The organism is Reyranella massiliensis 521, assembly GCF_000312425.1.
Classification (GTDB): domain Bacteria; phylum Pseudomonadota; class Alphaproteobacteria; order Reyranellales; family Reyranellaceae; genus Reyranella; species Reyranella massiliensis.
Genome location: NZ_HE997181.1, coordinates 4,294,026 through 4,317,906, shown reverse-complemented (window position 1 = coordinate 4,317,906; position 23,881 = coordinate 4,294,026). Strand labels below are relative to the sequence as shown.

Annotated in this window: 21 protein-coding genes; 13 read left to right on the top strand and 8 right to left on the bottom strand. The window is 65.8% G+C overall.

Going from position 1 to position 23,881, the window contains the following annotated elements; translation table 11 throughout:
• Positions 1-14: 14 nt before the first annotated feature.
• Genes BN60_RS21030 through BN60_RS21015 form a run of 4 tightly spaced genes read left to right on the top strand, consistent with a single transcriptional unit; the run spans position 15 to position 3,292 of the window.
• Positions 15-878, top strand: coding sequence for a branched-chain amino acid ABC transporter permease (locus tag BN60_RS21030; protein WP_020698121.1), 864 nt, complete (start codon positions 15-17; stop codon positions 876-878).
• Positions 875-1,861, top strand: coding sequence for a branched-chain amino acid ABC transporter permease (locus BN60_RS21025; RefSeq protein WP_020698120.1), 987 nt, complete (start codon positions 875-877; stop codon positions 1,859-1,861). The genes BN60_RS21030 and BN60_RS21025 overlap by 4 nt, the downstream gene beginning before the upstream one ends.
• Positions 1,851-2,576, top strand: a complete 726-nt coding sequence (locus BN60_RS21020; RefSeq protein WP_020698119.1) for an ABC transporter ATP-binding protein — start codon at positions 1,851-1,853, stop codon at positions 2,574-2,576. The genes BN60_RS21025 and BN60_RS21020 overlap by 11 nt, the downstream gene beginning before the upstream one ends.
• Positions 2,573-3,292, top strand: coding sequence for an ABC transporter ATP-binding protein (locus BN60_RS21015; protein WP_020698118.1), 720 nt, complete (start codon positions 2,573-2,575; stop codon positions 3,290-3,292). Before BN60_RS21020 ends, BN60_RS21015 begins: the two co-directional genes overlap by 4 nt.
• 4 nt (positions 3,293-3,296) lie before the next feature.
• Here BN60_RS21015 and BN60_RS21010 read toward each other — a convergent pair whose 3' ends face one another.
• Genes BN60_RS21010 through BN60_RS20990 form a run of 5 tightly spaced genes read right to left on the bottom strand, consistent with a single transcriptional unit; the run spans position 3,297 to position 8,744 of the window.
• Positions 3,297-4,175, bottom strand: a complete 879-nt coding sequence (locus BN60_RS21010; protein ID WP_020698117.1) for an ABC transporter permease — start codon at positions 4,173-4,175, stop codon at positions 3,297-3,299.
• Positions 4,176-4,183: 8 nt separating this feature from the next.
• Complete coding sequence (locus BN60_RS21005; RefSeq protein ID WP_020698116.1) at positions 4,184-5,110, bottom strand: ABC transporter permease; 927 nt, start codon at positions 5,108-5,110, stop codon at positions 4,184-4,186.
• The gene (locus BN60_RS21000) at positions 5,110-6,096 is read right to left on the bottom strand and encodes an ABC transporter ATP-binding protein (protein WP_020698115.1); all 987 of its coding nucleotides are present in this window, start codon (positions 6,094-6,096) and stop codon (positions 5,110-5,112) included. The genes BN60_RS21005 and BN60_RS21000 overlap by 1 nt, the downstream gene beginning before the upstream one ends.
• On the bottom strand, positions 6,093-7,097 hold the full coding sequence (locus BN60_RS20995; protein ID WP_020698114.1) for an ABC transporter ATP-binding protein: 1,005 nt from the start codon (positions 7,095-7,097) through the stop codon (positions 6,093-6,095). Before BN60_RS20995 ends, BN60_RS21000 begins: the two co-directional genes overlap by 4 nt.
• A gap of 9 nt (positions 7,098-7,106) precedes the next feature.
• Complete coding sequence (locus BN60_RS20990) at positions 7,107-8,744, bottom strand: ABC transporter substrate-binding protein (protein WP_020698113.1); 1,638 nt, start codon at positions 8,742-8,744, stop codon at positions 7,107-7,109.
• 195 nt (positions 8,745-8,939) lie between these two features.
• Here BN60_RS20990 and aqpZ point away from each other — a divergent pair, with 195 nt between their 5' ends.
• Genes aqpZ through BN60_RS20975 form a run of 3 tightly spaced genes read left to right on the top strand, consistent with a single transcriptional unit; the run spans position 8,940 to position 12,155 of the window.
• Positions 8,940-9,626, top strand: a complete 687-nt coding sequence (gene aqpZ / locus BN60_RS20985; protein ID WP_215905984.1) for an aquaporin Z — start codon at positions 8,940-8,942, stop codon at positions 9,624-9,626.
• 48 nt (positions 9,627-9,674) lie between these two features.
• Positions 9,675-10,040 carry a hypothetical protein gene (locus BN60_RS20980; protein WP_020698111.1) on the top strand — a complete coding sequence of 122 codons (366 nt, stop codon included), beginning with the start codon at positions 9,675-9,677 and terminating at the stop codon, positions 10,038-10,040.
• Positions 10,041-10,067: 27 nt separating this feature from the next.
• Positions 10,068-12,155, top strand: coding sequence for an adenylate/guanylate cyclase domain-containing protein (locus BN60_RS20975; protein WP_020698110.1), 2,088 nt, complete (start codon positions 10,068-10,070; stop codon positions 12,153-12,155).
• Between the two features lie 45 nt (positions 12,156-12,200).
• Here BN60_RS20975 and BN60_RS20970 read toward each other — a convergent pair whose 3' ends face one another.
• Positions 12,201-14,183, bottom strand: a complete 1,983-nt coding sequence (locus BN60_RS20970) for a carbohydrate porin (protein WP_020698109.1) — start codon at positions 14,181-14,183, stop codon at positions 12,201-12,203.
• A 525-nt stretch (positions 14,184-14,708) separates the two neighbouring features.
• Here BN60_RS20970 and BN60_RS20965 point away from each other — a divergent pair.
• The 4 genes from BN60_RS20965 to BN60_RS20950 all read left to right on the top strand — a co-directional run bounded on the left by BN60_RS20965 (position 14,709) and on the right by BN60_RS20950 (position 19,149).
• Positions 14,709-14,993, top strand: coding sequence for a metal/formaldehyde-sensitive transcriptional repressor (locus BN60_RS20965; RefSeq protein ID WP_020698108.1), 285 nt, complete (start codon positions 14,709-14,711; stop codon positions 14,991-14,993).
• A 309-nt stretch (positions 14,994-15,302) separates the two neighbouring features.
• Complete coding sequence (locus tag BN60_RS20960) at positions 15,303-17,051, top strand: ABC transporter permease (protein WP_020698107.1); 1,749 nt, start codon at positions 15,303-15,305, stop codon at positions 17,049-17,051.
• A gap of 11 nt (positions 17,052-17,062) precedes the next feature.
• Entirely contained in the window at positions 17,063-18,388 is a 1,326-nt protein-coding gene (locus tag BN60_RS20955) for an ABC transporter ATP-binding protein (RefSeq protein ID WP_020698106.1), read from the top strand.
• Between the two features lie 47 nt (positions 18,389-18,435).
• A complete protein-coding gene (locus BN60_RS20950; protein ID WP_020698105.1) occupies positions 18,436-19,149 on the top strand; it encodes an MgtC/SapB family protein in 714 nt (237 codons plus the stop codon).
• Positions 19,150-19,153: 4 nt separating this feature from the next.
• On the opposite strand, the gene BN60_RS20945 is transcribed toward BN60_RS20950, so the two are convergent.
• Positions 19,154-20,092, bottom strand: a complete 939-nt coding sequence (locus BN60_RS20945) for a histone deacetylase family protein (RefSeq protein ID WP_020698104.1) — start codon at positions 20,090-20,092, stop codon at positions 19,154-19,156.
• A 77-nt stretch (positions 20,093-20,169) separates the two neighbouring features.
• Between BN60_RS20945 and BN60_RS20940 the strand changes: the two genes are divergently transcribed.
• Both BN60_RS20940 and BN60_RS20935 read left to right on the top strand, forming a co-directional pair.
• Entirely contained in the window at positions 20,170-20,529 is a 360-nt protein-coding gene (locus tag BN60_RS20940; protein ID WP_043284179.1) for a hypothetical protein, read from the top strand.
• 18 nt (positions 20,530-20,547) lie between these two features.
• Positions 20,548-22,035, top strand: coding sequence for a protein adenylyltransferase SelO (locus BN60_RS20935; RefSeq protein ID WP_020698102.1), 1,488 nt, complete (start codon positions 20,548-20,550; stop codon positions 22,033-22,035).
• A gap of 15 nt (positions 22,036-22,050) precedes the next feature.
• On the opposite strand, the gene BN60_RS20930 is transcribed toward BN60_RS20935, so the two are convergent.
• Positions 22,051-23,877 (bottom strand): sulfatase family protein, encoded by a 1,827-nt coding sequence (locus tag BN60_RS20930; RefSeq protein ID WP_020698101.1) that lies wholly within the window; start codon positions 23,875-23,877, stop codon positions 22,051-22,053.
• Positions 23,878-23,881 lie beyond the last annotated feature (4 nt).

Below are 23,881 nucleotides of genomic sequence, written 5' to 3'. Positions count from 1 at the left end.
GGAAGAGTCCCGCAATGTCGACGATCCTCGTGCAGGTCGTGGTCAGCGGCCTGCTGCTGGGCGCAGTCTACGCGCTCTTCTCGTCCGGCCTCACCCTGATCTGGGGCATGATGAACGTCGTGAACTTCGCTCACGGCGACTTCGTCATGCTGGGCATGTACACCGCCGTCATGATCTGGACGGCGCTGGGCGGCGGACCCTGGGCCTCGGTGCCGGCCGCCGCCATGCTGATCGCGACCTTGGGCATTGCGAGCTACTTCCTGCTGGTCCGCCACATCATGCGCGGCCCGATGCTGGCCCAGATTCTGGGAACATTCGGCCTCGCGCTGTTCCTGCGCTATGGCGCGCTCTGGACCTTCGGCGCCAACTTCAAGACTTTGCCCGACGATCTGGTCGGCCATTCGTTCATTCTGGCGGGTATCCGCTTCGAGGGTGCGAGGGTCCTGGCTGGAATTGTCGGCCTCGTGGTCACTTTGGCGCTGCACCTGCTGCTGACGCGTACGGCCATCGGCAGTCGCATGCTGGCCGTCTCGGAGGATGCGACGGCTGCCCAGCTCATGGGCATCCGGCCGCAGCGCATGCAGGCCCTGGCCTGGGGCATGGCCGGCGCTGCGACGGGCATCGCCGGCGCGCTGATCGCGACCTTCTTCTACACCTCGCCGACGGTGGGCGAGACGCTCGCCATCGTGGCCTTCGTCACCGTGTCGTTCGGCGGCTTCGGCAGCGTGCTGGGCGCGCTGGTGGCCGGCCTTGTCATCGGCGTTGTGGAATCGCTCTCCGCCTACCTGATCGGTCCCGTCTACAAGGACGTCATCGTCTACATCCTGTTCGTGCTGGTCCTGTGGTTCCGGCCACAGGGCCTGATGGGGAAGGCATGACGCGTCACCGCCTGCTCCAGATCGTGCTCGTGGCGCTCGTGCTCGCCTATCCACTGATCGTCGCGGGCTCGCCGGTCTGGGCGCGGCTCGGAGCGCTGGTCCTGCTGGCGGCAATCGGCGCCTCCGCCTGGAATATTGTCGGGGGTTATGCCGGCCAGGTTTCGGTCGGCCACTCCGTCTTCTTCGGCATCGGCGCCTATTCGGCTGTCGTGACCTATACCTATCTCGGCCTGCCGCCGATTGCTGGGGCACCGATCGGCATGGCGTTGAGCGTTCTCGTTGCCGCCGTGATCGGCGTACCGACGCTGAAGCTCTCCGGTCATTATTTCAGCATGGCGACCATCGCGGTTGCCGAGCTGGTGCGCGTGCTCAGTTCGACATCGGAGTTCCTGGGCGGCGCGCAAGGCCTCGGTGGGCCGCCGGTGCCAAGAGGCGTGCTCGACCTCTCCTTCATCTCGGCGACGCCCTACTACTACATTTTCCTTGCCGTCCTCGCGGGTCTGCTCTGGCTGACGCACATGATCGAACGCGGCCGCATGGGCTTCTATCTGCGCGCAATCAAGGACAGCGAACGCGCCGCGCGCTCGCTGGGCGTGTCGGCCGGTCGCTACAAGCTTTATGCCTACATGCTGAGCGCGGCCTTCACTGCGCTTGCGGGCTCGCTCTACCTCACCATGTTCGGCTTCGTGGATCCCGAGTCGGGCTTCGGCATCCTGATCTCCGTCAAGATGGTGGTGATGGCGGCGCTGGGCGGTGCCGGGCAGCTCTTCGGTCCCTTGGTCGGCGCGCTGATCCTGGTGCCGCTGGAGGAACTGTCGAACAGCTATCTCGGCGGGCAGGGCGCGGGCCTCACTTTCGTGGTCTACGGCGCGATCATCGTGATCATCGCGCGCTTCCTGCCGAGCGGCCTGCTGTCGCTGCTCGACCGGCGTCGGCCGACGGCGCCTCGTGCCTCGAAGACGGTGGACGGCCATGCTGATTGAGGCGCGCGGCATCACCAAGGCGTTCGGCGCCTTCAAGGCGGTCGACAATGCCTCGGTGACGGTCGAGGAGGGCGATATCCTGGGCCTGATCGGGCCGAACGGCGCCGGCAAGTCGACCTTCTTCAATTGCCTGACCGGCGATCTGCCGCCGACCTCGGGCAGCGTGCATTTCGCCGGCGCCGACGTGACCAAGGAACCGCCGGAAGCGCGGGCGCGGCTGGGCCTTGCGCGCAGCTTCCAGGTGCCGCTCACCTTCGAATCCATGACGGTTCTCGACAATGCGATGATCGGCGCGCTCCTGCGTCATCCCAATGCCAGGGACGCACGGACGAAGGCGCGGGCGGTGCTGGACAGGGTCGGGCTCGGTCAGTTCGCCGATGCGCCGGCGCGCAGCCTGGGGACGCCCGGCCGCAAGCGTCTGGAAATCGCCCGCGCGCTTGCGTCGGAGCCCAAGGTGCTGCTGCTCGACGAGGCGATGGCCGGTCTGACGCCGACCGAGGTGCGCGAGGCCATCGAACTGGTGCGGCGCATTCATGGCGGCGGCATCACCATCGTGATCGTCGAACACATCATGGAAGTGATCGTGTCGCTGGCGAAGAGGGTCGTGGTGTTCCACCAGGGCCGCGAAATCGCGCGTGGTACGCCGCGCGAGGTGACGAGCGATCCGGTCGTGATCGAAGCCTATCTCGGCCGTCGCAAGGTACGGTACGGATGAGCCAGCCGCTGCTCAAGATCAGCCACCTCGAGGTGCGCTACGGCGACCTGATCGGCGTGGCCGAAGTGTCGCTCGAAGTGCCGCAGGGCTCGGTCGTGGCATTGCTGGGCTCCAACGGCGCCGGCAAGACCACGACCTTGAATGCCATTGCCGGCATCGTGCCCGTCTCGAAGGGCGAGGTGAGCTTCGCGGGCGAGAACATCGCCGGCCAGCCGGCCTATGCCATCGTGCGCAAGGGGCTGGCGCTCTCGCCGGAAGGCTGGCGGCTGTTCACGCAGCAGAGCGTTGAAAACAACCTGCTGCTGGGCGCCACCCCGCTCGCCGACCGCAAGCGCATTCCCGACCTGCTCGACCGCGTTTACAGCGTCTTCCCGCGGCTCAAGGAGCGGCGCCTGCAACAGGCCGGCACCATGTCGGGCGGCGAACGCCAGATGCTGGCGGTTGGCCGGGCGCTGATGAGCGAGCCGCGGCTGCTGCTTCTCGACGAGCCCAGCCTCGGGCTGGCCCCTGCCATCGTCGACGCGATGTACGACAGCTTTGCCGCCCTTCACAAAGCCGGCCAGACCATCCTGCTAGCCGAGCAGTCGGTCGATGTCGCGCTGGAAGCCGCCGACCATGCCTATGTCCTGCAGGTCGGGCGCACGGTGCTCGAGGGGCCGGCCAAGGCGATGCTCGACAATCCCGACGTCCAGCGGATCTATCTCGGCGTCGAATAGAAGATCAGCGCAGGGTCGGATCGAGCCGGTCGCGCAGCCAGTCGCCCAGCAGGCTGATCGAAAGCGTCGTCACCACGATGGCGCCGGCGGGTGCCAGCATGATCCAGGGCGCGCGCGTGATGTATTCGCGGCCATAACCCACCATGTTGCCGAGCGAAGTCAGCGGCGGCTGCACGCCGAGGCCGAGGAACGAGAGCCCGCTCTCCAGCAGGATGATCTCGGGAAAGGTGAGCGTCATGGAGACGATCAGGGTCGAAGCGATGTTGGGCAGGATGTGCAGGCCATAGATGCGGCCCGGCCCGGCCCCGAGCTGGCGTACCGCCGCGGCATAGCCCTGCTCGTTCGCCGCCAGGGTGAGGCCGCGTGCGATGCGGGCATAGCGCTCCCAGGAATGGAAGCCCATCAGGGCGATGAACAGGACGAGGTTGTTGCCAAAGAAGGCGAGCACCGACAGGGCGATGATCATGAACGGCATGCTGGCCTGGAAGTCGATGGCCATCAGCACGAGCTGCTCGACCTTGCCGCGGAAGTGAGCGGCCAGGAAGCCAAGGGCCGTACCGAGGCTGGCCGCGATGATGGTGCCGAACAGGGCGATCAGCAGGCTCATGCGGATCGACACGATCAACCGCGAGAGCACGTCGCGGCCAAGCTCATCAGTGCCCAAAGGATGCGCGAAGCTGCCGCCCATCAACAAGGGCGGCGACAGGCGCGCCTTGAGATCGAGCGCCGTGAAGGAATAGGGCGTCAATAGCTCGGCCCCGAGCGCGACCACGATCATCAGCCCGAGCCACCCCAATGCCAGCGAGACGCCGAACGGCAGCTTGAAGAAGCGACGGCGGGAGATCGCGACGGAGGCAGTGGACGTGTGCTCTGCAATGGCCATGACAGTCCTCAATGCGCCGCAGCGTTGCGCACGCGCGGATCGAGCCAGCCATAGGCGAGGTCGACGGTGAAGTTGGCGGCCACCATCCAGGTCGCGATCACCATCAGGATGGCCTGCACCACCGCAAGGTCGCGGTTGGCGACGGCGGAGACCAGCAGCCGTCCGATTCCCGGCCAGGCGAAGACGCTTTCGACCACCACAGCGCCGGCCACGAGGCTGCCCACCATGAAGCCGACGATGGTCACGGTCGGGATGGCGGCATTGGGCAGGGCATGGCGCGACACGACACGGCGCCAGTTCACGCCCTTGGCCGATGCGGCGCGGATGTACGGCTGGCCCAGCACTTCGAGCATGGCCGAGCGCGTGAAGCGCGCCATGATCGCGGCGCCGCCGGTGCCAAGGGTGATGATCGGCAGGATGGCATGGTCGAGCGAGCCGCTGCCGCTCGCCGGCAGCCAGCCGAGCTGGACGGCGAAGACCAGGACCAGCAGCAGGGCCAGCACGAAGCTCGGCATGGTGAAGCCCGCCACGGAGGCCGCCATGGTCAGCCGGTCCGCCATCGAGTTGCGATGGAGGGCGGCGTAGATGCCGGCGGGAATCCCGAGGCCGATCTTGAGGGCGAGCGCCGGCATCGTGATGGCGAGGGTCGCGGGCACGCGCTCCATCACCAGGTCGATGGCGGGCCGGCCGTCGCGCATCGACTTGCCAAAGTCGCCGGTGAAGGCATGGCCGATGTAGGAGAAATATTGCTCCCAGATCGGGCGATTGAGGCCCCAGGCCTCGCGGAAGGCCGCCACGGCTTCGGGAGGAGCATCGACCGACATGATGAGCAGCGCCGGATCACCCGACAGCCGAAGGACGATGAAGGCGAAGGTCATCACGAACAGGATGGTCAGGCCAGCACGCAGCAGGCGCGAAATGACGAACGTCAGCATCAGGCAGCGACCTGCAGGGCGGGTTCGTGAACGCGGTGGCAGGCAACCAGCCGGCCGCTTGCCATCGGCTGCAAGGTCGGGGTCTCGGCGCGGCACTGCGCGGTCGCGAAGGGGCAGCGCGTATGGAAGGCGCAGCCCGATGGCACGTTCACCGGATTGGGCGGATCGCCCTGGAGCAACAGGCGCTCGCGGCGGGGACCGATGGTGGGGATCGCCGAGACCAGGGCGCGCGTATAGGGATGTGCCGGTGCGGCGAACAGGCTCTCGGCTTCGCCCTGTTCGACGATGCGACCGAGATACATCACAGCCACGTCGTGGCTTACCTGCCGCACGACCTTGAGGTCGTGGCTGATGAAGAGATAGGCGATGCCGAGCTGTTCCTGCAGGTCGAGCAAGAGGTTCACGACCTGCGCCTGAATGGAAACATCGAGTGCGGAAATCGGCTCGTCGCACACCAGCAGGTCGGGGCCGGTCATCAGGGCGCGCGCCAGGACGACGCGCTGGCGCTGGCCACCGGACAGTTCGTGCGGATAGCGGTCGTACTGGTGCGGTTGCAGGCCGACATTGTTCATGGCGGCCTGGGCGCGGTCGCGGCGTTCGGCGGGTGTGGCTTGTCCGTGGATGGCGAGCGGTTCTTCGATCTGCCAGCCGACCGGCAGGCGGCGATCGAGGGCGCCCAGCGGATCCTGGTAGACCATCTGGATGTGGCGGCGCAGCCTCCGCCAGGTCGGTGTCCCGACAGCAGGAAGCGGTTCACCGCGATAGCGCACCGTGCCCGCGCTCGGTGGCACCAGACCCAGCACGAGCTTGCCGGTGGTCGACTTGCCGCAACCCGACTCGCCCACGAGGCCCAGAGTTCGTCCCGGCGCGAGTGTCAGCGAAACGCCATCGACGGCACGCAACGTTGCTTTGGTGGTGAAGAGGCCGTTTCCGGCACGAACCTGATAGTGGCGGCGAAGGCCGGTCGCTTCGAGCAGCGCGGTCATTCCGCCGCCTGCGGCAAGGACCAGGCCGAGTAACCGGCCGCAACCTGCCGGTGGCAGGTCGCGAGGTGGCGGAAGCCCACGGAGCGGGCCGGTGGCGGTGCGCTGGAACAGCGGGTCTCGGCGACCGGGCAGCGCGGCGCGAAGCGACAACCGGCCGGCACGCTCCACGGATCGGGTACCGTGCCGGGGATTGCCGCGAGCCGTCGGCGTGGACCCGTAAGAGAGGGAAGGGCCGCGAGCAGACCTTGCGTGTAGGGATGACGCGCCGCGCCGAACAGATCGTCGCCCGGCGCTTCCTCGACCAGGCGGCCGGCATACATCACGGCGACCCGGTCGACATTCTCGGCGACGACGCCGAGATCGTGGCTGATCAACACCAGCGCCATGCCGGTGTCGCGGCGAATGCTGCTCAGCAGGGCCAGGATCTGTGCCTGAATGGTGGCGTCGAGCGCCGTGGTGGGCTCGTCGGCCACCAGAAGGTCGGGTTGGCCGGCCAGCGCCATGGCGATCATCACGCGCTGGTTAAGACCACCGGAGAGAAGGTGCGGATAGTCCTGCAGTCGGCGGCGGGCATCGGCGATACCCACTTGGTCGAGCAGCCGCAACGCCTCGGCCTCGGCCGCCTTGCCATGGAGGCCGCGGTGAAGCCGCAGGGCCTCGACGAGCTGCCAGCCGATGCGATGCACGGGGTTCAGGCAGCTCGACGGATCCTGGAAGATCATGGCGATGCGTTTGCCGCGCACGTCCTCGAGCACGCGCGCCGATACGCCGATCAACTCCTGCTTTTCGAGCCGCACCGAACCCGCGACGCATGCCTTGGCCGGCAGCAGGCCGAGCGCGGCCAGCCAGGTCACGCTCTTGCCCGAGCCCGATTCGCCCACGATGCCCAGGGCTTCTCCGGGCGCGATCTCGAGGTCGACACCGTCGACGGCGCGCGAGAGGTGTCCGTCCTTCTCGAAATCGACGGTGAGGCCGCGCAGGGCAACAAGGGGAGCGCTCATCGTCCGTACCTAGTTGCTGGCGAAGTTGGTGTTACGGAACTCCATCGCGAAGGACGGCGAAGCCTTCCACTTGATGTCCTTGCGCTTGGCGGTGAAGGTCGCGTTCTGGTGCAGTACCGTAAAGGCGGGATCTTCGCGTTCGCAGATCTCGAGCATGCGCTTGAACATCGCCCGGCGCTTCTGCATGTCGGTCTCGACTTCGAGAGCCGCGGAGAGCTTGTTCATCTCCTCGTTGGTCCATTCGCCGACCTGTTGCTGCTGGCCCTGCGGGCCATGCTGCGCCACGATCGAGGAGATAGGGTCGTTGAAACCGGCGCTGTTCGACCAGTCGCGCACGGCGCGCGGGCTGTTGGTGTCGAAGATCTGCTGCCAGTTCTCCTTCATCTCGATCTGCACGTTGAGGCCGGCCTGACGCCACATCTCGATCAGGACCTGCGCCGTCGAGACCTGGTTGGTGTAGTAGTTGTTCAGGAGGCGATAGGGGATCGGATCGCCCTTGTAGTTGGCCTCCTTCAGGAGCGCCTTGGCCTTGGCCAGGTCGTAGGACGGCACCGTCCAGTTCTCGACGAACATCGGCCCGTAGAATTCCCACTGCAGGCCGGCCGGCACGCGCGTGCGGCCCGACCACAGCGCCTCGACGATCGCCTGACGGTCGATCGCGTGGGTGAAGGCCCGGCGGATGCGCGGATCGGCAAGACGCGGATGGTTCTTGTCGAACACCGTAAGGCGGTGGTTGACGATCGTGCTGCCCAGTACCTCGAACTTCGGGTTCTTTTCGATGCCGGGGATCTGGTCTGGCGGAACGTCGCATATGAAGTCGAACTGGCCGGCCAGCAGGCCGTTGATGCGGGTCGCGACTTCCGGCACGACCACCATGCGCACGCTCCTGATCGGCGGGCGGCCACCCCAATAGTCGTCATGCGCGTCCATCACCAGCACCTGGTCGGGTTGGAACTCGCGCACCTTGTAGGGGCCGGTCGAAACCGGCGCGCGCGCCCAGTCGAGCCAGCTCTTGGCTTCCTCGTAGGCGCGGCGGGAGATGATGTCGCTGCCCAGCCGGCCGATGCGGCCCTCCAGGGTGACGTCGGGCGTGCGGTTGGTGAAGCGCACCGTGTACTTGTCGACCGCTTCGACCTTCTCCAGTGCCGGGAACAGGCGCTTGGCCACAGCCGGCACTTCCGGCGGCAGGTTCTTGCCCTGGTTCGAGTCGCGGATCAGCACCGAGGTGAACAGCGTCTTGGTCGAGGAGATGTCGTAGTCGGGACCGAACATGCGGTCGCGGCTGAAGGTGAAGACCACGTCGTCGGCCGTGAGCTCGTCGCCATTGTGGAACTTCACGCCCTTGCGGAGGCTGAACTCTACGGTGCGGTCGTCGATCCGCTTCCAGCTTTCGGCAAGGCCCGGCACCGGCTCCAGCTTGCCGAGCAGGTTCGACATGATCAGCGTCTCGAAGAGGAATGAGAAGGCGCGCTGGCCGACATTCGACTGCTCGCGCAGGGGCTCCAGCGCCGCGCTGTTGGCGATCTGCTGCACGGCGATGGTGATGCTCGGCCGCTGGTCGGCCTGGCCGATGGCGACCCGGGGCAGGGCGAAACTCGTGGCGGCGAGGCCCGAGGCAGCAATCAAACGGCGGCGGCGCAGGAACATGGCGCAAACTCCTTCGATGAGGAGCGGACGCTAGGACGCTTTCATGACCACTGAATTTCGATTTGGTGACGCTTCGCTTGTGCAGCGCGGCAAGTCATCCACACGATTGAAGAAATTGGCGGTAAACAATGCTAAGCTGCAAACGGGGATGGGGTGTCTGGTGCTGACAACTGTTCGGGGGAACTGAAGATGCCCATCGCCAATCGCCTTTATGCCGAATTTCTGGGAACCGCCTGGCTTGTGCTTGGCGGCTGCGGCAGTGCTGTTCTCGCAGCGACCTTTCCTCAGCTCGGGGTCGGCTTCGTCGGCGTCGCGCTCGCCTTTGGCCTCACCGTTCTCACCATGGTCTACGCCGTTGGCGGCGTGTCGGGCGGCCACTTCAATCCAGCCGTAACGGTAGGCCTTGCCGCCGGCGGTCGCTTTCCCTGGAGCGAGGTCATCCAGTATGTGATCGCGCAGGTCCTGGGCGGCATCGCGGGCGCAGCCATCCTCTATGTGGTTGCAACCGGCAAAGCCGGCGCCGACATCGGCGGCTTTGCGACCAACGGCTACGGCGACCATTCGCCCGGTAAGTACAGTATGACCGCGGCTCTTGTGATCGAGATCGCCCTGTCTTTCGGATTCGTGACGGTGATCCTCGGCGCCACCGACAAGAAGGCGCATCCGGCGGCGGCGGGTCTGGCGATCGGTCTTGCGCTGACCTTGATCCACTTGATCAGCATTCCCGTCACCAATACGTCGGTCAATCCGGCACGCAGCACGGCGCCGGCGCTGTTTGTCGGCGGCGCGGCAATTTCGCAGCTTTGGCTCTTCTGGGTGGCGCCGATCGTCGGCGGCCTGATCGCGGGCTTTGCCTACGGGTTGCTCGGCCGTAAAGACTGACGGCCCGATCCCGCCGCTGTAGAGTGGGAACGGGATCGGAGGGACCGAATGATGAAGATGATCAAAATTGCCGCTCTCGTTCTTGCGGGAGTGGCTCCTGTTGCGGCTTCAGCGCAGGATGCCGATGTGAAGTTCTGGCTGAAGGCCGACCCCAAGAACATCCAGGGCTGCATCTCTGCCGACCCTTCCTTCACCCGTGAGCACACGTTCCTGATGGTGAACGGCCAGGCGGAGATCAAGTCGGCCGGCGGCATCAACGTCAAGCTGAAGCAGCGGGCCAATGGCATCTACACGGGCGACTTCGATCTGGGGCGTATGAACCTCAACATCGTGGCCAATATTGCGTCCCAACCAAAGATGCTCACCGTCACCACGCAGAATCTCGGCTGCAAGTGGGCGGCTGTAAGGGAATAGCCGGGCTGGCCTTCAGCCTCGACTGAAATGAAGCAAAGTCGTCGGTCTATTTCGTTCAGCGTCACCATCCTGACGCTGATGGCGCTTATTGTGTTGCCGCTTGCGGTGGCGCTGCTCTGGCTCGGCTGGCGGTCGGTCAGTTCACTGGAGCGGCGCGGGACCGACCAGCGCGTTGCCGCGCTCGAAGTGGCGGTCGAGCGCTTCATGACGGAGGGGCTGCGTACCGTCGTCTCGGTCGGCCAGACATTGGCCGATGGTCCGAGCTTCAACGCCACGGAGAATCCGCTGATCGACGAGGAGCGGCGGCGGCAGCTGATCGCGATGCTCGACCGTCACTCGGTCGTGCAGGCCGGCTTCGTCGGCTATGGCGACGGCAGCTTCATCTATGCCGGTCGGTTGGGCTCCTACTCGATTGCCCAGCGTCTCGAATTCGATGCTCCCGATGGCGAAGCGATCATCGTGCGTATCATCGCCGAGGGGCGGGAGAGCTGGTGGTTCTATGCACCCGACGGCAGCCACGGTCCCGCCAAAGAGCGGCTGACCGACTTCGATCCGCGGACGCGGCCCTGGTACATCGATGCGATGAAGGCGCAGGGGCCGATCCTGACCCAGCCCTATCGCTTCGCCCAGACGGAAGATGCTGGGATATCGGCCGGCGTTCCCCTGCGCGACGGCCACGGGGTCGTCGGCTTCGACTTCACCTTGTCGACACTGTCCCAGCTTTTGACAGCCTACAAGATTACCAGCAACTCGGTGATCATGATCGGGTCCGGCCAAGGCGAAGTCGATATCCAGTCCGAGCCCTGTGCGGCCGATGCGCCGGATTGTCTGCCGGGCGACGCTGCAGTGCGCGATCTGCTGCGTCAGTCGATTGTCGATGCGCTGGCGACCGACAAGAAGATCGATCGCGAAGTGCAGGTGTCGGGTCGCACCTACCGCATCATCACCCATCGCATGCAGGAGACCCTCGGCCAGAGATTCACGATCGCTGTGGCCGTGCCATTGTCGGAGCTCAATGCCGATTCTCGCATCTTGCTGGAGCGCGCAGCCGGTGCGGCGGCAGTGGCGGTCCTGCTCGCCATTCTGGCGGCGTTTATCGCGTCGATCCTGGTGTCGCGGTCGATTGCGCGCATCGCGGTCAAGACCGATCAGATCCGTCAGCTCGACTTCTCCGATCAGACACCCGTTCAGAGCCGCATCACCGAGATCGTCCGTTTGTCCGATGCCGTCGAGCGCATGCGCGAGGGGTTGGAGATCTTCGGCCGCTATGTCTCGAAGGATCTTGTCCATCAGATCATGCGTTCACCGTCGACGTCGGGCGTCGGGGGTATACGGCGCGAGATCACCGTGATGTTCACCGACATCGAGGGCTTCTCGTTGCTGAGCGAGACGATGGAGCCGGAACTGCTGACCAGCCGCCTGTCGCGCTATTTCGAGGCGCTGGGTTCGGCTATCTCGGCCAATCGCGGCATGATCGACAAGTATATCGGCGACAGCATCATGGCGTTCTGGAATGCACCGGAGCCCGATCCCGATCACATCGCCAACGCTTGCCGCGGCGCCCTGCAGGCTGCCGCCGCTGGCCGCGAGCTTTCCGAGAAGTGGCGCGACCGCGGGCGGCCGGGTTTTCGCACGCGCTTCGGTCTGCATACCGGCCCCGCCGTGGTCGGTAACGTCGGTGCCCGGGAGCGGATCAACTACACGCTGGTCGGCCAGGTCGCCAATCAGGCCTCACGGCTCGAAGGGATGAACAAGGTCTACGGCACGGAGATCCTGGCCAGCGGCGAGGTCGCCCAGCCGACCGCCGGGCTTTTCGTGTGGCGTCACATCGACCGCGTCGTGGCCGTGGGAACGACCGAGGTGCACGATGTGCATGAGCCGCTGGGTGAGATTGCAAGCGCGCCCGAGCACGCGGCGTTCCTCGCCCGATGGAATGCCGCGCGTGACGCCTATGTCGCGGGTCGCTTCGACGAAGCCCTGGCGGCGTTCCGCTCGGCTGCCGCCTTGCGCGAGGAGGATGCGCCCTGCCGTGTCTTCATCGACCGCTGCCAAGCCCTGTTGCGGGACGGCGCGCCGGCCGGCTGGGATGGCACCTGGCATATGGACCGGAAGTAGGTTCTGCGAGACACGGACGGCCCCGCCCGCCGCCGTACGCCGGCATCAGAAGCGTGCGGACAGCCTGCCACTGAAGACATGCACCGGGCCGCGCACGGCGTTGTAGGCCGGGTTGACCAGGAGCTGGTAGTCGGCGGTGGCGACGATGCCCTTGGCGATTTGAAAGGCATAGTACGCCTCGACCACTCCTTCGGAGCCGTAGCTGAGGGCGCCATCGCCCACCAGGACGCCGAGGCCGCCGGCGCCCAGGAAACTGCTGTGATCGCCCGAGATCGAATTCAGCGCCCCGGCGATGCCGATGCGATCCTGTTCGCGGCCCCAGCGCGTGCCCTTGATCGACAGGCCGAGCGACAGGCTGGCGTCGATATCGGTGAAGGCCACGATCTCCGACTTGCCGTTGTTCCAGCTGAAGCGGCTGAAGAGGCCGATGTCGTCGGTCAGCTCCTGCTCGAGGTTGACGTAGAAGCCGAACTTGGTTCGGCCGCGTCGTGTCTGGCCAATCGTTTCGTCGGCGGTCACGCCATTTGCGACGGCCAATGCTACGGCTTCGTTGTAGGAGCCGGAGAAGACGCTGTTCATCCAGGTTCCGAAACGAATGGCTCCGGGACGGTCGTAGGGCCGGAAGCGCAGTTCGAGTTCGCCGACATAGCCGCCGCGCGAGAAGAGCGCGAGGTCGAAGGTGTTGGCGTTGGGCTCGTTGCCCACCAGGAAGTAGCCGGCGCGTAGCGCCCAGTTGGCCTGATTGAGTTCGGCCATGAAGCCCCAGGTGAGGCCGAGGCGATCGGCGGGATAGTCGAAGGCGCCCGAGGCCCAGATCGACCAGTTGAGGAAATCCATGCGGGGATCTTCGGCATAGATATTGCCGTCGAAGGCGTCCTTCACCGAGAACTTGCCGATTTGCAGCGTGACCCTCGACACGTCCCGCTCGCCCGAGAGCTGGCCGTAGTCGCTCTCGACCTTCTCGCGTTCGCCGCCGAGGCCGATCTCCTGGCGCAGGAAGAGCCGCGAGGTGTTGTAGCGCGGGTAGGGGAAGTTGGACTTCTGCGCCTCGCCATTGGGATAGCCGCCGGCGCCGGTCGTGTTGGCAACGCCGAAACCCTGCAGCAGCTCGGGATTGTAGTAGAGCTCCGCGCCCCGCCAGAGCCGAAGGCCGAGGAAGGCCGAGGTTGTCCAGGTCTCGCGGCTCTGGCCCTCGGGGGGCAGACTGTTGGCGCCGGAGTAGGGGGCGTTGAACGGCGGATAGCCCTGAAAGATGAAGGTCGTCTGGCCGTGGATCTCCCACGAACCGAATCCACGATCGGGGCGCTCGGCCTTGGTTTCTTCCTTTGTGCCGAACTTGTAGTTCAGGCCGAGGCGAATGCGATGCAGGTCGTAGAGTGAATCGTAGCGGGCCGGCGTGGCGAAGACGAAGCCGTTGAGCGGCAGGCTGGTATAGAGATATTCGGCGCGCGCGGACCAGTTCGAGTCGAGCCTGTAGTCGACGCCGGCCCCCAGAATGTAACCCGCCCGGACATTGCCGGGGCTTGCATCCTCGTTGCCGGTGGTGAGGTCCGTACGGCTGGACCGGGTACTTGCCCAGGCGATGCCGCCGGTGACGAAGGGCGTCCAGGGGCCGATGCCGTAGCCAATGCGACCGCGCAGGCTCGCGAGATATTCGAGCTGCTGGTTGGCCGTTCCCGCGGCCGTCGCGCGGTAGGACAGGACTTGCGCCAGATCCTCCGCGCTAGGGAAGGACATGTCGACTTCGAGGCCGAGCATCCAGTGCGACGGGAAGTAGTGTTCGTAGCCCGCCTGTACGCCGCCGAAAAAGGTGCCGTAGGGCGATGCACCGCCCGAGGTCTCGACGCCGATCGGATCGGCGAAGGTCGCCGTCGCGTTGCCGAACAGGTAGCCGACATGACCGCCGACATAGAAGCCGGACCGTGCAGGTTCCGGATCGGCCGCCCGGGCGGACAGGGCACCGAACGCCGTCGCGGCTGCCGCGAGGCCTCCCAGAACCCTGTGTGTCGACCAGACTGCCTTCTTCATTGTCCTTGCCGCATCATGCACGTCGCGCCCGGGTTCTGCATCCGCACGTTGCGGCGATCTTCGCCGGGCGGCGTTACGCTGCCGTGTAACCTCCCGGGACCACGATGGTCGTCGAGGCGTATCACGTCGCTGTTCGTCTTTGGCAGCTGTTTCCAGACGCACTCCAGGCGGCCGTCGGCACGCACCCGCCAGTGGCAGGCGAGAGGGGGATGCCCGGAAATGCGAGTGGGCTGATCTTGCGGACGTTGGTCATCCGCGCCTCCTTCAATCAGATCGGTTGCACCGACCGGCAGGGGCGCGGATCAGGAGGAGGTCAGGCCGGCCCTCGCAAACCCACGCCGCCGCTCATGCCGGCGTCGACATCGGAAACAGTCGCGCGACGACTGTGTCCTTCTATCGAGTTGCTGCTAGATCGCGGGTTCATCGGGACCTTTGCGGGTGGGTGGATCCGGCGTGACGTCCGGCAATTGGACAGGCCGCGCCGACGTCGCGTATATACCCCCCTCCAGGATAGGATCAAGCGAAATGTCGGACACCCTGCGGGAAAAGGAAAAGCGAAAACTCCTGATGCGTGTGCGGCGCATTAGGGGGCAGCTCGATGCCGTCGAAAGGCGCCTCGAGGAAGACGCGAGCTGTTCATCCGTGCTGCAGCAGGCGGCGGCGTGCCGCGGCGCATTGGACGGCTTCATCGCTGAGGTGATCGAGGACCATATCCTGGAGAACTTCGTCGATCGCACGTCCAAGCGCGACGACACGCGCGTGCAGGCGGCAGAGGAACTCGTCGAGATCGTTCATTCGTACTTCAAGTGACGCTGCTGCGCTTGACCGCTCGTTGGTCCGGGCGTATTGGGCCGCGCGAAAGCAACCGTAAGGGATTCGATGAACCCGCGATCTAGCAACACCTCGTCCGATTGCCACAGTCGCTCTGCGACCGTGACGACGGCCGGGATTCTTGCCCGGGAGATCGAGATCCCGAGGACTAGCCTGCCGCTCTAGGCTCTCCTCCGGTCGCGCCTCCCGGGTCGAACCAACGACCCGATCTGAAGGAGGCGCGGATGAAGGCTATCCGCAACATCTGTCCTCTAGTTTGCCGCGCGGCGGCGAGCTGAGGGGGCAAACATGGACAACCGCAGGGAAAAGAGCCGACTTCCGGCGCCGCTCGGTTTGGGCGGAGCGCGGGTGTGGCCCAATTTCCACGATCTCGCGATCTTCATCCTGATCGCCGGAGTCTTCGTCGCCATCGCGCATGGCGCGCGGGGGATGGTCGCGCCGGCAGCATGGCTCGCCAGCGATCCCGTGACGCTCGATCCGGCCAATCTGCCTGACTATGCGCTGCGCACGACCCTGCGCATGTTCGCCGCCATCCTGGCGTCTCTCGTATTCACCTTCGTCGTCGCGACGCTTGCAGCCAAGAGCCGCCGTGCCGAGCTGGTGATCCTGCCGGCCCTCGACATCCTGCAGTCCGTGCCGGTGCTGGGGTTTCTTTCCTTCACTGTCGTGTTCTTCATCGGCCTGTTTCCGCAAAGCCAGCTCGGCGCGGAGTGCGCGGCGATCTTTGCCATCTTCACCAGCCAGGCCTGGAACATGGCCTTCAGCTTCTACCAATCCCTGCGCACCGTGCCGGGCGATCTCGACGAGGCGGTGCGTCATTTCCGCCTCTCGCCGTGGCTGCGCTTCTGGCGCCTCGAAGTGCCGTTCGCCGCGCCCGGCCTGATCTGGAACACCATGATGTCGATGTCGGGCGGCTGGTTCTTCGTCGTCGCCTCGGAGGCGATCACGGTGGGCGATACCACGATCAAGCTGCCGGGCATCGGCTCCTGGCTGGCGCTTGCCATTGCGCAACGAGATGTCGCGGCCGTGCTGATGGCCGTCGGCACCATGGCGGCCGTCATCCTGGTCTACGACCAGCTCCTGTTTCGCCCCATCGTGGCCTGGGCAGACAAGTTCCGCTTCGAGCAGACCGCCGCACAGCAACGGCCGCGCTCGTGGGTTTATGACCTCTGGCGCCGCGGCCGCCTGATCCGTCGTATCTCTGCTCTGATCGGCACCCTGTCGGCGTGCGTCGCAGCCGTCGCACCGCGTCGTGCGCCGGCGGCGCAGCGGGTGGCGCCGGCCGGAGCGGGGCGGCGTGCCGATGTCCTGTGGCTGGCTGTGGTGCTGATCGCCGTCGCCTGGGCGTTGTGGCGGATCGTGATGTTCGCCGATCAGACGCTGACGCTCGACGACGTTGCGGAGGCGGTAGGCCTCGGCTTCCTCACGTTGCTGCGCGTGGCGGTGCTGATCGCGCTTGCCAGCCTCGTCTGGGTCCCGGTCGGCGTCTGGATCGGCCTGCGCTTGGGGATCGCAACGCGCGTGCAACCGATTGCACAGTTCCTGGCGGCCTTCCCGGCCAACGTGTTGTTTCCGATTGCCGTCGTCGCCATCGTGTCGTGGAAGCTCGATCCGGACATCTGGCTCAGCCCGCTCATGATCCTGGGCACGCAGTGGTACATCCTGTTCAACGTCATTGCGGGCGCCAGTGCCTTTCCAACGGACATGCGCGAAGTGGCGGTGCTGTTTCGGCTGCGCTCCTGGCAATGGTGGCGGAAGGTCATCGTGCCGGGGATCCTGCCTTACTACGTGACGGGGGCGCTGACGGCGTCGGGCGGTTCGTGGAACGCCAGCATCGTGGCCGAGGTCGCGAGCTGGGGCGATACCAAGCTGGAGGCGACCGGGCTCGGTGCCTACATCGCGCAGGCGACGGAGGCGGGGGACTATCCGCGCGTCGTCCTCGGTATCGCCGTCATGTCGATCATGGTCGTCGCCTGCAACCGTCTGGTCTGGCGACCGCTCTATCGCCTCGCCGAACGACGCTTCCGCCTGACCTGAAGGAGACGACAATGGACACCAACCTCCTCACGCGTCCGTTGGCGCCGTTCTCGCCGCCTCTGGTCGTCGTCGACAAGGTGCGGCAGCTCTACCCCAAGGGCAGCGGCGAGAACCTGCTGGTCCTCGACGGTATCTCGTTGACACTCGGCAACAACGAGATCGTCTCGCTGCTCGGCCGCTCCGGCTGCGGCAAGTCCTCGCTGTTGCGCATCATCGCGGGCCTCCTGCCGGCCAGCGAAGGCCGGGTGTCGATCGCCGGCCGGCCGGTGGCGGGACCGGCCGGGGACGTCGCGATGGTGTTCCAGACCTTCGCGCTCTTCCCGTGGCTCACCGTGCAGGAGAATGTCGAGATCGGCCTGGAGGCGCAGGGCATTGCGCCGGCCGAACGCCACCGGCGTGCACTGGCGGCCATCGATCTGATCGGCCTCGACGGCTACGAGAGCGCCTATCCGAAGGAACTGTCGGGCGGCATGCGCCAGCGTGTCGGACTGGCGCGCGCGCTGGTCGTTCATCCCAAGCTGCTGCTGATGGATGAGCCTTTCTCCGCGCTCGACGTGCTGACGGCGGAAACCCTACGCACCGACCTGCTCGATCTCTGGGGCGAGGGCCGGATGCCGATCTCGTCGATTCTGCTGGTCACGCACAATATCGAGGAGGCGGTGCTGATGTCGGACCGCATCCTGGTCTTCTCGTCCAATCCTGGGCGCCTCGTCGCCGAGATTCCGGTGACTCTGCCGCAGCCGCGCAATCGCCTCGACCCGACTTTCCGTCAGCTCGTCGACGACATCTATGCGTTGATGACGGCGCGGCCCGCTGGAAAGGCGCCGGGCGCCTTTGCCGGTAGCGGCATTTCGATGCTGTTGCCGCATCTCTCCCCCAACCTGTTGGCGGGCTTCCTCGAAGCCATGGCGGGTGAACCCTATCGCGGTCACGCCGATCTGCCGGCGCTGGCGGGAACCTTGCAGATGGAGATCGACGATCTGTTTCCGATTGCCGAGACCCTGCAGCTCCTGCGCTTCGCCGAACTGGTCGAGGGCGACATCAAGCTGACCGAGGCGGGCCGTCGCTTCGTCGATCTCGATCCTGACGACCGCAAGCGGCTGTTCGCCCAGCATCTCCTGGCTTATGTACCGCTTGCCGGCCACATCAAGCGGGTGCTCGACGAGCGCGGTGCGCATCGTGCTCCTGCCAGCCGCTTCCGCGACGAACTTGAAGACCACATGTCCGAGCAGTTCGCCGAGCAGACCCTGCGGGCCGCCATTACCTGGGGCCGCTTTGCCGAGGCGTTTGCCTACGACGAAGCAACCGGCGTCTTTAGCCTCGACAATCCGGCCTGAACACGGGCCGTCATCAAATTGCAACCAGCCCCGATCATGGAGGGGCGATGTCCTTCGATTTTGTGGCCCTGGGCGATCCCGCCCTGCGTCTTACCCTTGCCCTGGTGCTGGGCTCTGCGATCGGTTTCGAGCGGCAGTGGCATCAGAAGATGGCCGGCCTGCGCACCAACGCCCTCGTGGCGCTGGGCGCGGCGGGCTTCGTCGTGTTTTCCGGTCTGGTCGGCCAGGGCGATCCGACGCGCGTCGCCGCCCAGGTTGTGACCGGCATCGGCTTCCTGGGCGCGGGCGTGATCCTGCGCGAGGGCGTCAATGTCCATGGGCTGAATACCGCAGCGACGCTCTGGTGTTCGGCCATGGTCGGCACCCTGGCCGGCGCGGGCCATGGCGGGCCGAGCATCCTCGCCGCGGTCTTCGTGATCGGCACCAACCTCTTCCTGCGGCCGCTGGTGCGGCGCATGAACTTCAGGCTGCTGACCTCGACGGACTCGGAGACCTACTACACGGTCGAGATCGCCTGTCGCGGCGCCGAGGAAGCGCATATGCGGTCCCTGCTCCTGCATGCGCTGTCGCAAGCGGGCCTCGGTCTGCGACGCCTCGATAGCGAGGACATCCCCGATACGTCGAAGGTGACGGTGACGGCGCAGGCGGTGGCGGCGAAGCGCAACGATGCGGCGCTGGAGCAGATCGTGGGCCGACTCAGCCTCGAGCCGCATGTCAGCGCGGCGACTTGGCAGATCGACCGCGCGATCCCTGAGTCCTGAAGCGTCAGGCGGCGTCGGCCGCCATCAGTGTCCGCACATGGGTGGCGACCGATTCGGCGAGCGCGGCGAGGTCGTAGCCGCCTTCGAGCACCGAGACGAGGCGGCCGCCAGCATGGCGTCCGGCGATGGCCAGCAGCTCTTCGGTCAGCCAGACGAAGTCCTCGGTCTCGATATTGAGCTGCGCCAGCGGATCGCGGCGATGCCCGTCGAACCCGGCGGAAACGATCACCAGCTCGGGGGCGAAGCCGTCGAGCGCGGGCAGGATACGCTCGCTCCAGGCCGTACGAAACTCGGCACTGCCGCTGCCGGCGGCCAGCGGCACGTTCACCACGTTGCCCGCAATGCCGCGCTCGCGCGGGAAGCCGGTGCCGGGATAGAGCGGATACTGATGCGTCGAGGCGTAGAAGAGCGTCGGCTCCGGCTCGACAACGGCCTGCGTTCCCTGGCCATGATGGACGTCGAAGTCGATGATCGCCACACGCTCGACGCCGAATGCCGCCTGCGCATGCCGCGCGCCGATTGCGACATTATTGAAGAGGCAGAAGCCGCCGGGAACGTCCGGCGTCGCGTGATGGCCCGGCGGTCTGACAGCGGCAAAGGCCGTCCGGGCTGCACCACCGAGAACGCCGTCGACCGCGGCCACGACGGCGCCTGCCGCGTGACGCGCGGCGTTGGCGCTGCCGGCACTCATCACGGTGTCGGCGTCGATGTGGACCAGCTCGCCAGGCGGCGGGCGAATGCCCAGGATAGCGTCGACATAGCCCGGCGGATGGACGCGCGTGAGTTGTTCAATAGTGGCTTCGGGGGCCACGAGGCGTTTCAGGCCGGCGAATTCCTCGTCGGCCAGGATGGCCGTGACCGCACGCAGCCGGTCCGCTCGTTCGGGGTGATAGTCGCCAGTATCGTGTTCGAGAAACGACGGATGGCTGATCAGCAGCGTCATAGGGCCCCTCTAGCGCGGTTCGACGATCTGCGACAAAGTCGACCGCAACGCTTCTTCCCTGGTGAGGTTCATTGTTCATGTTGCGCAGTCTGGCTGTTGCCGCCCTGGTCTTCTGTTCGGGGGAGGCGTTTGCCCAAGAAACCATGTTCCGGCTGAAGAATGCCACGGGTTATCCGATTAGCCAGCTTTCCGTGTCGCCGACCCAGCTCAATTTCTGGGGACCCAACTTCCTGCGGCCCCCGGTCATCAAGCCGGGCGAGGTCCGGGAGGTCTCCTATCGTGCGCCCACCGACTATTGCATGGGTGATCTGAAGGTGGGTTTTGCCGACGATGGCGCGCCCGCCGTGTGGCAGTATCTGAACCTCTGCACCCTGCAGAAGATTTCGCTGCACTACGACCGAGCCAGCGGCATCACGTCCGCCCGTTACGACGAGTAAACCCAGCGCGAGTAAACCATGGCGAATCCGGCCGGCCTGCCTTTCGACAACAGCTACATCAAGCTTCCGGAGCGCTTCTATGCGCGGCTGGCGCCGACCCCGGTTGCGGCACCCCGGCTGGTGAAGCTCAATCGGGCGCTGGCCTTCCAGCTCGGCCTCGATCCCGAGGTGCTGGCCTCGCCGGAGGGCGTCGAGATGCTGGCCGGCAACCTCGTCGCGCCGGGCTCCGAGCCGATCGCGCTGGCCTATGCCGGTCATCAGTTCGGCAACTTCGTGCCGCAGCTTGGCGATGGCCGCGCCATCCTGTTGGGCGAAGTCATCGACCGTGGCGGACAGCGCCGGGACATTCAGCTCAAGGGATCGGGCCGCACGCCGTTCTCGCGCGGCGGCGATGGCCGGGCCGCGGTAGGGCCGGTACTGCGCGAGTACATCGTCAGCGAAGCGATGGCGGCGCTGAACATTCCGACCACGCGCTCGCTGGCGGCCGTCACGACCGGCGAGCCGATCTGGCGCGACGGCGAACTGCCCGGCGCCGTGCTGACCCGCGTCGCATCGAGCCATATCCGGGTCGGTACCTTCCAGTTCTTTGCCGCGCGCGGCGACTCGGAAGCCCTGCGCCTGCTGGCCGACCATGTGATTGCACGCCACTATCCCGAGGCACGCGATTCGGATCAGCCCTATCGCGTCCTGTTCGAGCGGGTCATCGCCCGCCAGGCATCGCTGGTCGCCAAATGGCTGCTGGTCGGTTTCATCCACGGCGTCATGAACACCGACAATTGTTCGATTGCCGGCGAGACCATCGATTACGGCCCCTGCGCCTTCATGGACGCCTACAATCCCGAGACGGTGTTCAGCTCGATCGACCAGCAGGGCCGCTATGCCTATGCTCATCAGCCGAGCATCGCGCACTGGAACCTGGCGCGGTTCGGCGAAACCTTGCTGCCGTTGCTGGCCGAGGACAGCGACGCTGCCCTCGCAATCGCCAATGAAGTGCTGCCGTCGTTCCGCGGCCACTATGTCGAGGCGCTGATCGGCGGACTCCGCGCCAAACTCGGACTGACGACCGAACAGGAGGAGGATGCCGAGCTCGCACAGGCCTTCCTGAATGCACTGACCGACGGCCAGGCCGATTTCACCCTCGCCTTCCGCCGTCTGGGCGATGCGGCGGTCGATCCTGCTGCCGATGCAACAGTGCGCAGCCTGTTCGAGAGCAAGCCGGAAGCCTTCGACGCGTGGGCGGTGCGCTGGCGGCAGCGGCTGGAAGCCGAGCCGATGGACGGTGCCGCCCGCAAGGCGGCGATGGATGCGGTAAACCCGGTCTACATCCCGCGCAATCACCGCGTCGAGGCAGCCCTTACGGCCGCCGCGGAGCGCGAGGACTACGCTCCCTTCGAGGAACTGCTGACCGTTCTGGCCAAGCCCTACGAGGCGCGGCCGGAGTTTGCGGCCTACGAGGAACCGCCGCCGCCGGACCAGCGCGTCTATCGGACGTTCTGCGGCACGTGAGAGCCAGCCGCCGCCTCAGATGTTGATGGCGGATTCCGGTCGGGCCTCGTTCCAGTTGATCCAGTCCTTGAGCGGCAGGAAGCTGCCGTCGTCGACGCCGATCTCGCGGGCGATCAACGCATTAAGCTTGGCGTTCATCGTGGCGATGAGGTCGCGGTTGCGGTCGAAGTCGTAGGCGAGGTTCAGGGTCTCGTCGGGATCGTTGCGCAGGTCGTAGAGTTCGAGGTCGTTCTTCGCGCGCAATTCTTCCAAGGTCGCCGGCGTGTTGAATTCGCGGAACGAGAAGTAGCGGCTGAACTTGTAGCGCTCGTCGACGATCGACCGGATGCAGACGCGCAGCGGCCAGTTGACCGGGAAGGATTCGATGGTGCGGAACAGCGCCGACCGCGCGATCGATTTGTTCTGCAAGGTCTCGTAGAGCGTCTTGGTGAACTGCGGATCGTGCACCATGAGCTGGCTGTAGCAGAACAGCACACCGCCGCGGCGTCGCGTAAATTCCGGATTCTCCGGCTGGCGCAGCAACGGCGAGAAGTCCTGGCCTTTCATGCGCGTCATGACGTCGGCCACTGGCGCCGTCGACTTGCCGGCCAACGAAACGATGGTGGGCACGAAGTCGAGATGCGATGTCGTCTCGAGGCAGCGCTGCCCGCCCTTGATCGCGGGATGGACCACCAGCATCGGCACATGGTTCTGCTGGCGATACGTCGTCGTCCCCTTGCCCGACAGGCCGCCGTGGCAGCCCAGCAGCTCGCCATGGTCCGACGTGAAGATGACGATGGTGTTGTCGGTGAGGCTGAGGCGATCGAGCTGGTCGAGCAACTGCACGATCTGTTGATCGACATCGCGGATGGCGTTGAAATAGTAGTTCTGGCGCATCCGCACCCGGCTTTCCTCCTGCGGGATCAGGCCCGTCAGGATCCCGTTGGCGGCATGGTAGATGCGGTGGGCCGGCACGCGGTCGGGCGTGTCGAGCGATTGCTGCCAGGTCTTCTGCAGCGGGATCTCGTTCCATTGCCGCTTGTAAAGCGAATCGTTGGGCGGGTAGGCCATGCTCAGCTTCGCCTCCACTGCCTGCTGCGGCGGCTGGCCCGGCGTGTCGGTATTCACCCACATCACGTCGTGCGGATTGACGAGGTTGACCGCGAGATACCAGGGCTGGCGCTTGTCGGCCATCGGCCGGCCCTTGGCCTTCAGCCACTGTACCGCCTGCGCCGTCGTGATCTGGTCGTACTGGTAGCCGCCCCGGGCACCCTCGATGAAATCGCCGACGCCGGTATAGTCGTAGAAACCGTAGTCGCGATCCATCATGGTCTCGAACAGTGCCTTGATGTCGTCGGGATGGTTCTCCATGGCCATCGCGCCGTTGAGGTGCCATTTGCCCTTGTAGGCCGTGTAGTAGCCGAGCTTGCGCAGGACCTTACCGATGGTCGGCAGCTTGGGGTCCAGGCTCTTCATGTAGGGCACGCCGGCATTGTCGAAGATGCCGTTATGCGGCATGTGCAGGCCGGTATAGATCACCGCCCGCGAGGCCGAGCACATGTCGGCGGCGATCTGGTGGTTCTCGAAGAAGGTGCCGGTGCGGCGCAGGCGCTCGTGGCCGGGCAGCGGCACCGGCCAGCGCGGACCCATATAGTGTTCCTGGTCCGTGAGGATGAAGAGAATGTTGTAACCGCCATCGTTCGAGCCCGGCGCCTCGGCAGATGGAAACTTGGACTCCGTGCCGCCGGTGATGCGCACACCTTGTGCTGTATTGCTTGCCGGGGCATCGCAGGCCGCGACCGTCGACGCGGCGGCCGCGGCCGAGGCGGCTTTGATGAAGGTTCTGCGCGAAGAGCGGGCCACGGGA

What these genes read in the sequence shown, in the direction of transcription:
- BN60_RS20945 (WP_020698104.1), bottom strand. Translation starts at nt 20,092, where the DNA reads ATGACGCTGCTGATCAGCCATCCGTCGTTTCTCGAACACGATACTGGC.
- BN60_RS21015 (WP_020698118.1), top strand. Translation starts at nt 2,573, where the DNA reads ATGAGCCAGCCGCTGCTCAAGATCAGCCACCTCGAGGTGCGCTACGGC.
- BN60_RS20980 (WP_020698111.1), top strand. Translation starts at nt 9,675, where the DNA reads ATGATGAAGATGATCAAAATTGCCGCTCTCGTTCTTGCGGGAGTGGCT.
- BN60_RS21020 (WP_020698119.1), top strand. Translation starts at nt 1,851, where the DNA reads ATGCTGATTGAGGCGCGCGGCATCACCAAGGCGTTCGGCGCCTTCAAG.
- BN60_RS20940 (WP_043284179.1), top strand. Translation starts at nt 20,170, where the DNA reads ATGTTGCGCAGTCTGGCTGTTGCCGCCCTGGTCTTCTGTTCGGGGGAG.
- BN60_RS20935 (WP_020698102.1), top strand. Translation starts at nt 20,548, where the DNA reads ATGGCGAATCCGGCCGGCCTGCCTTTCGACAACAGCTACATCAAGCTT.
- BN60_RS20995 (WP_020698114.1), bottom strand. Translation starts at nt 7,097, where the DNA reads ATGAGCGCTCCCCTTGTTGCCCTGCGCGGCCTCACCGTCGATTTCGAG.
- BN60_RS20965 (WP_020698108.1), top strand. Translation starts at nt 14,709, where the DNA reads ATGTCGGACACCCTGCGGGAAAAGGAAAAGCGAAAACTCCTGATGCGT.
- BN60_RS20975 (WP_020698110.1), top strand. Translation starts at nt 10,068, where the DNA reads ATGAAGCAAAGTCGTCGGTCTATTTCGTTCAGCGTCACCATCCTGACG.
- BN60_RS20955 (WP_020698106.1), top strand. Translation starts at nt 17,063, where the DNA reads ATGGACACCAACCTCCTCACGCGTCCGTTGGCGCCGTTCTCGCCGCCT.
- BN60_RS21025 (WP_020698120.1), top strand. Translation starts at nt 875, where the DNA reads ATGACGCGTCACCGCCTGCTCCAGATCGTGCTCGTGGCGCTCGTGCTC.
- BN60_RS20970 (WP_020698109.1), bottom strand. Translation starts at nt 14,183, where the DNA reads ATGAAGAAGGCAGTCTGGTCGACACACAGGGTTCTGGGAGGCCTCGCG.
- BN60_RS21000 (WP_020698115.1), bottom strand. Translation starts at nt 6,096, where the DNA reads ATGACCGCGCTGCTCGAAGCGACCGGCCTTCGCCGCCACTATCAGGTT.
- BN60_RS20990 (WP_020698113.1), bottom strand. Translation starts at nt 8,744, where the DNA reads ATGTTCCTGCGCCGCCGCCGTTTGATTGCTGCCTCGGGCCTCGCCGCC.
- BN60_RS20950 (WP_020698105.1), top strand. Translation starts at nt 18,436, where the DNA reads ATGTCCTTCGATTTTGTGGCCCTGGGCGATCCCGCCCTGCGTCTTACC.
- BN60_RS21005 (WP_020698116.1), bottom strand. Translation starts at nt 5,110, where the DNA reads ATGCTGACGTTCGTCATTTCGCGCCTGCTGCGTGCTGGCCTGACCATC.
- BN60_RS21010 (WP_020698117.1), bottom strand. Translation starts at nt 4,175, where the DNA reads ATGGCCATTGCAGAGCACACGTCCACTGCCTCCGTCGCGATCTCCCGC.
- BN60_RS21030 (WP_020698121.1), top strand. Translation starts at nt 15, where the DNA reads ATGTCGACGATCCTCGTGCAGGTCGTGGTCAGCGGCCTGCTGCTGGGC.
- BN60_RS20960 (WP_020698107.1), top strand. Translation starts at nt 15,303, where the DNA reads ATGGACAACCGCAGGGAAAAGAGCCGACTTCCGGCGCCGCTCGGTTTG.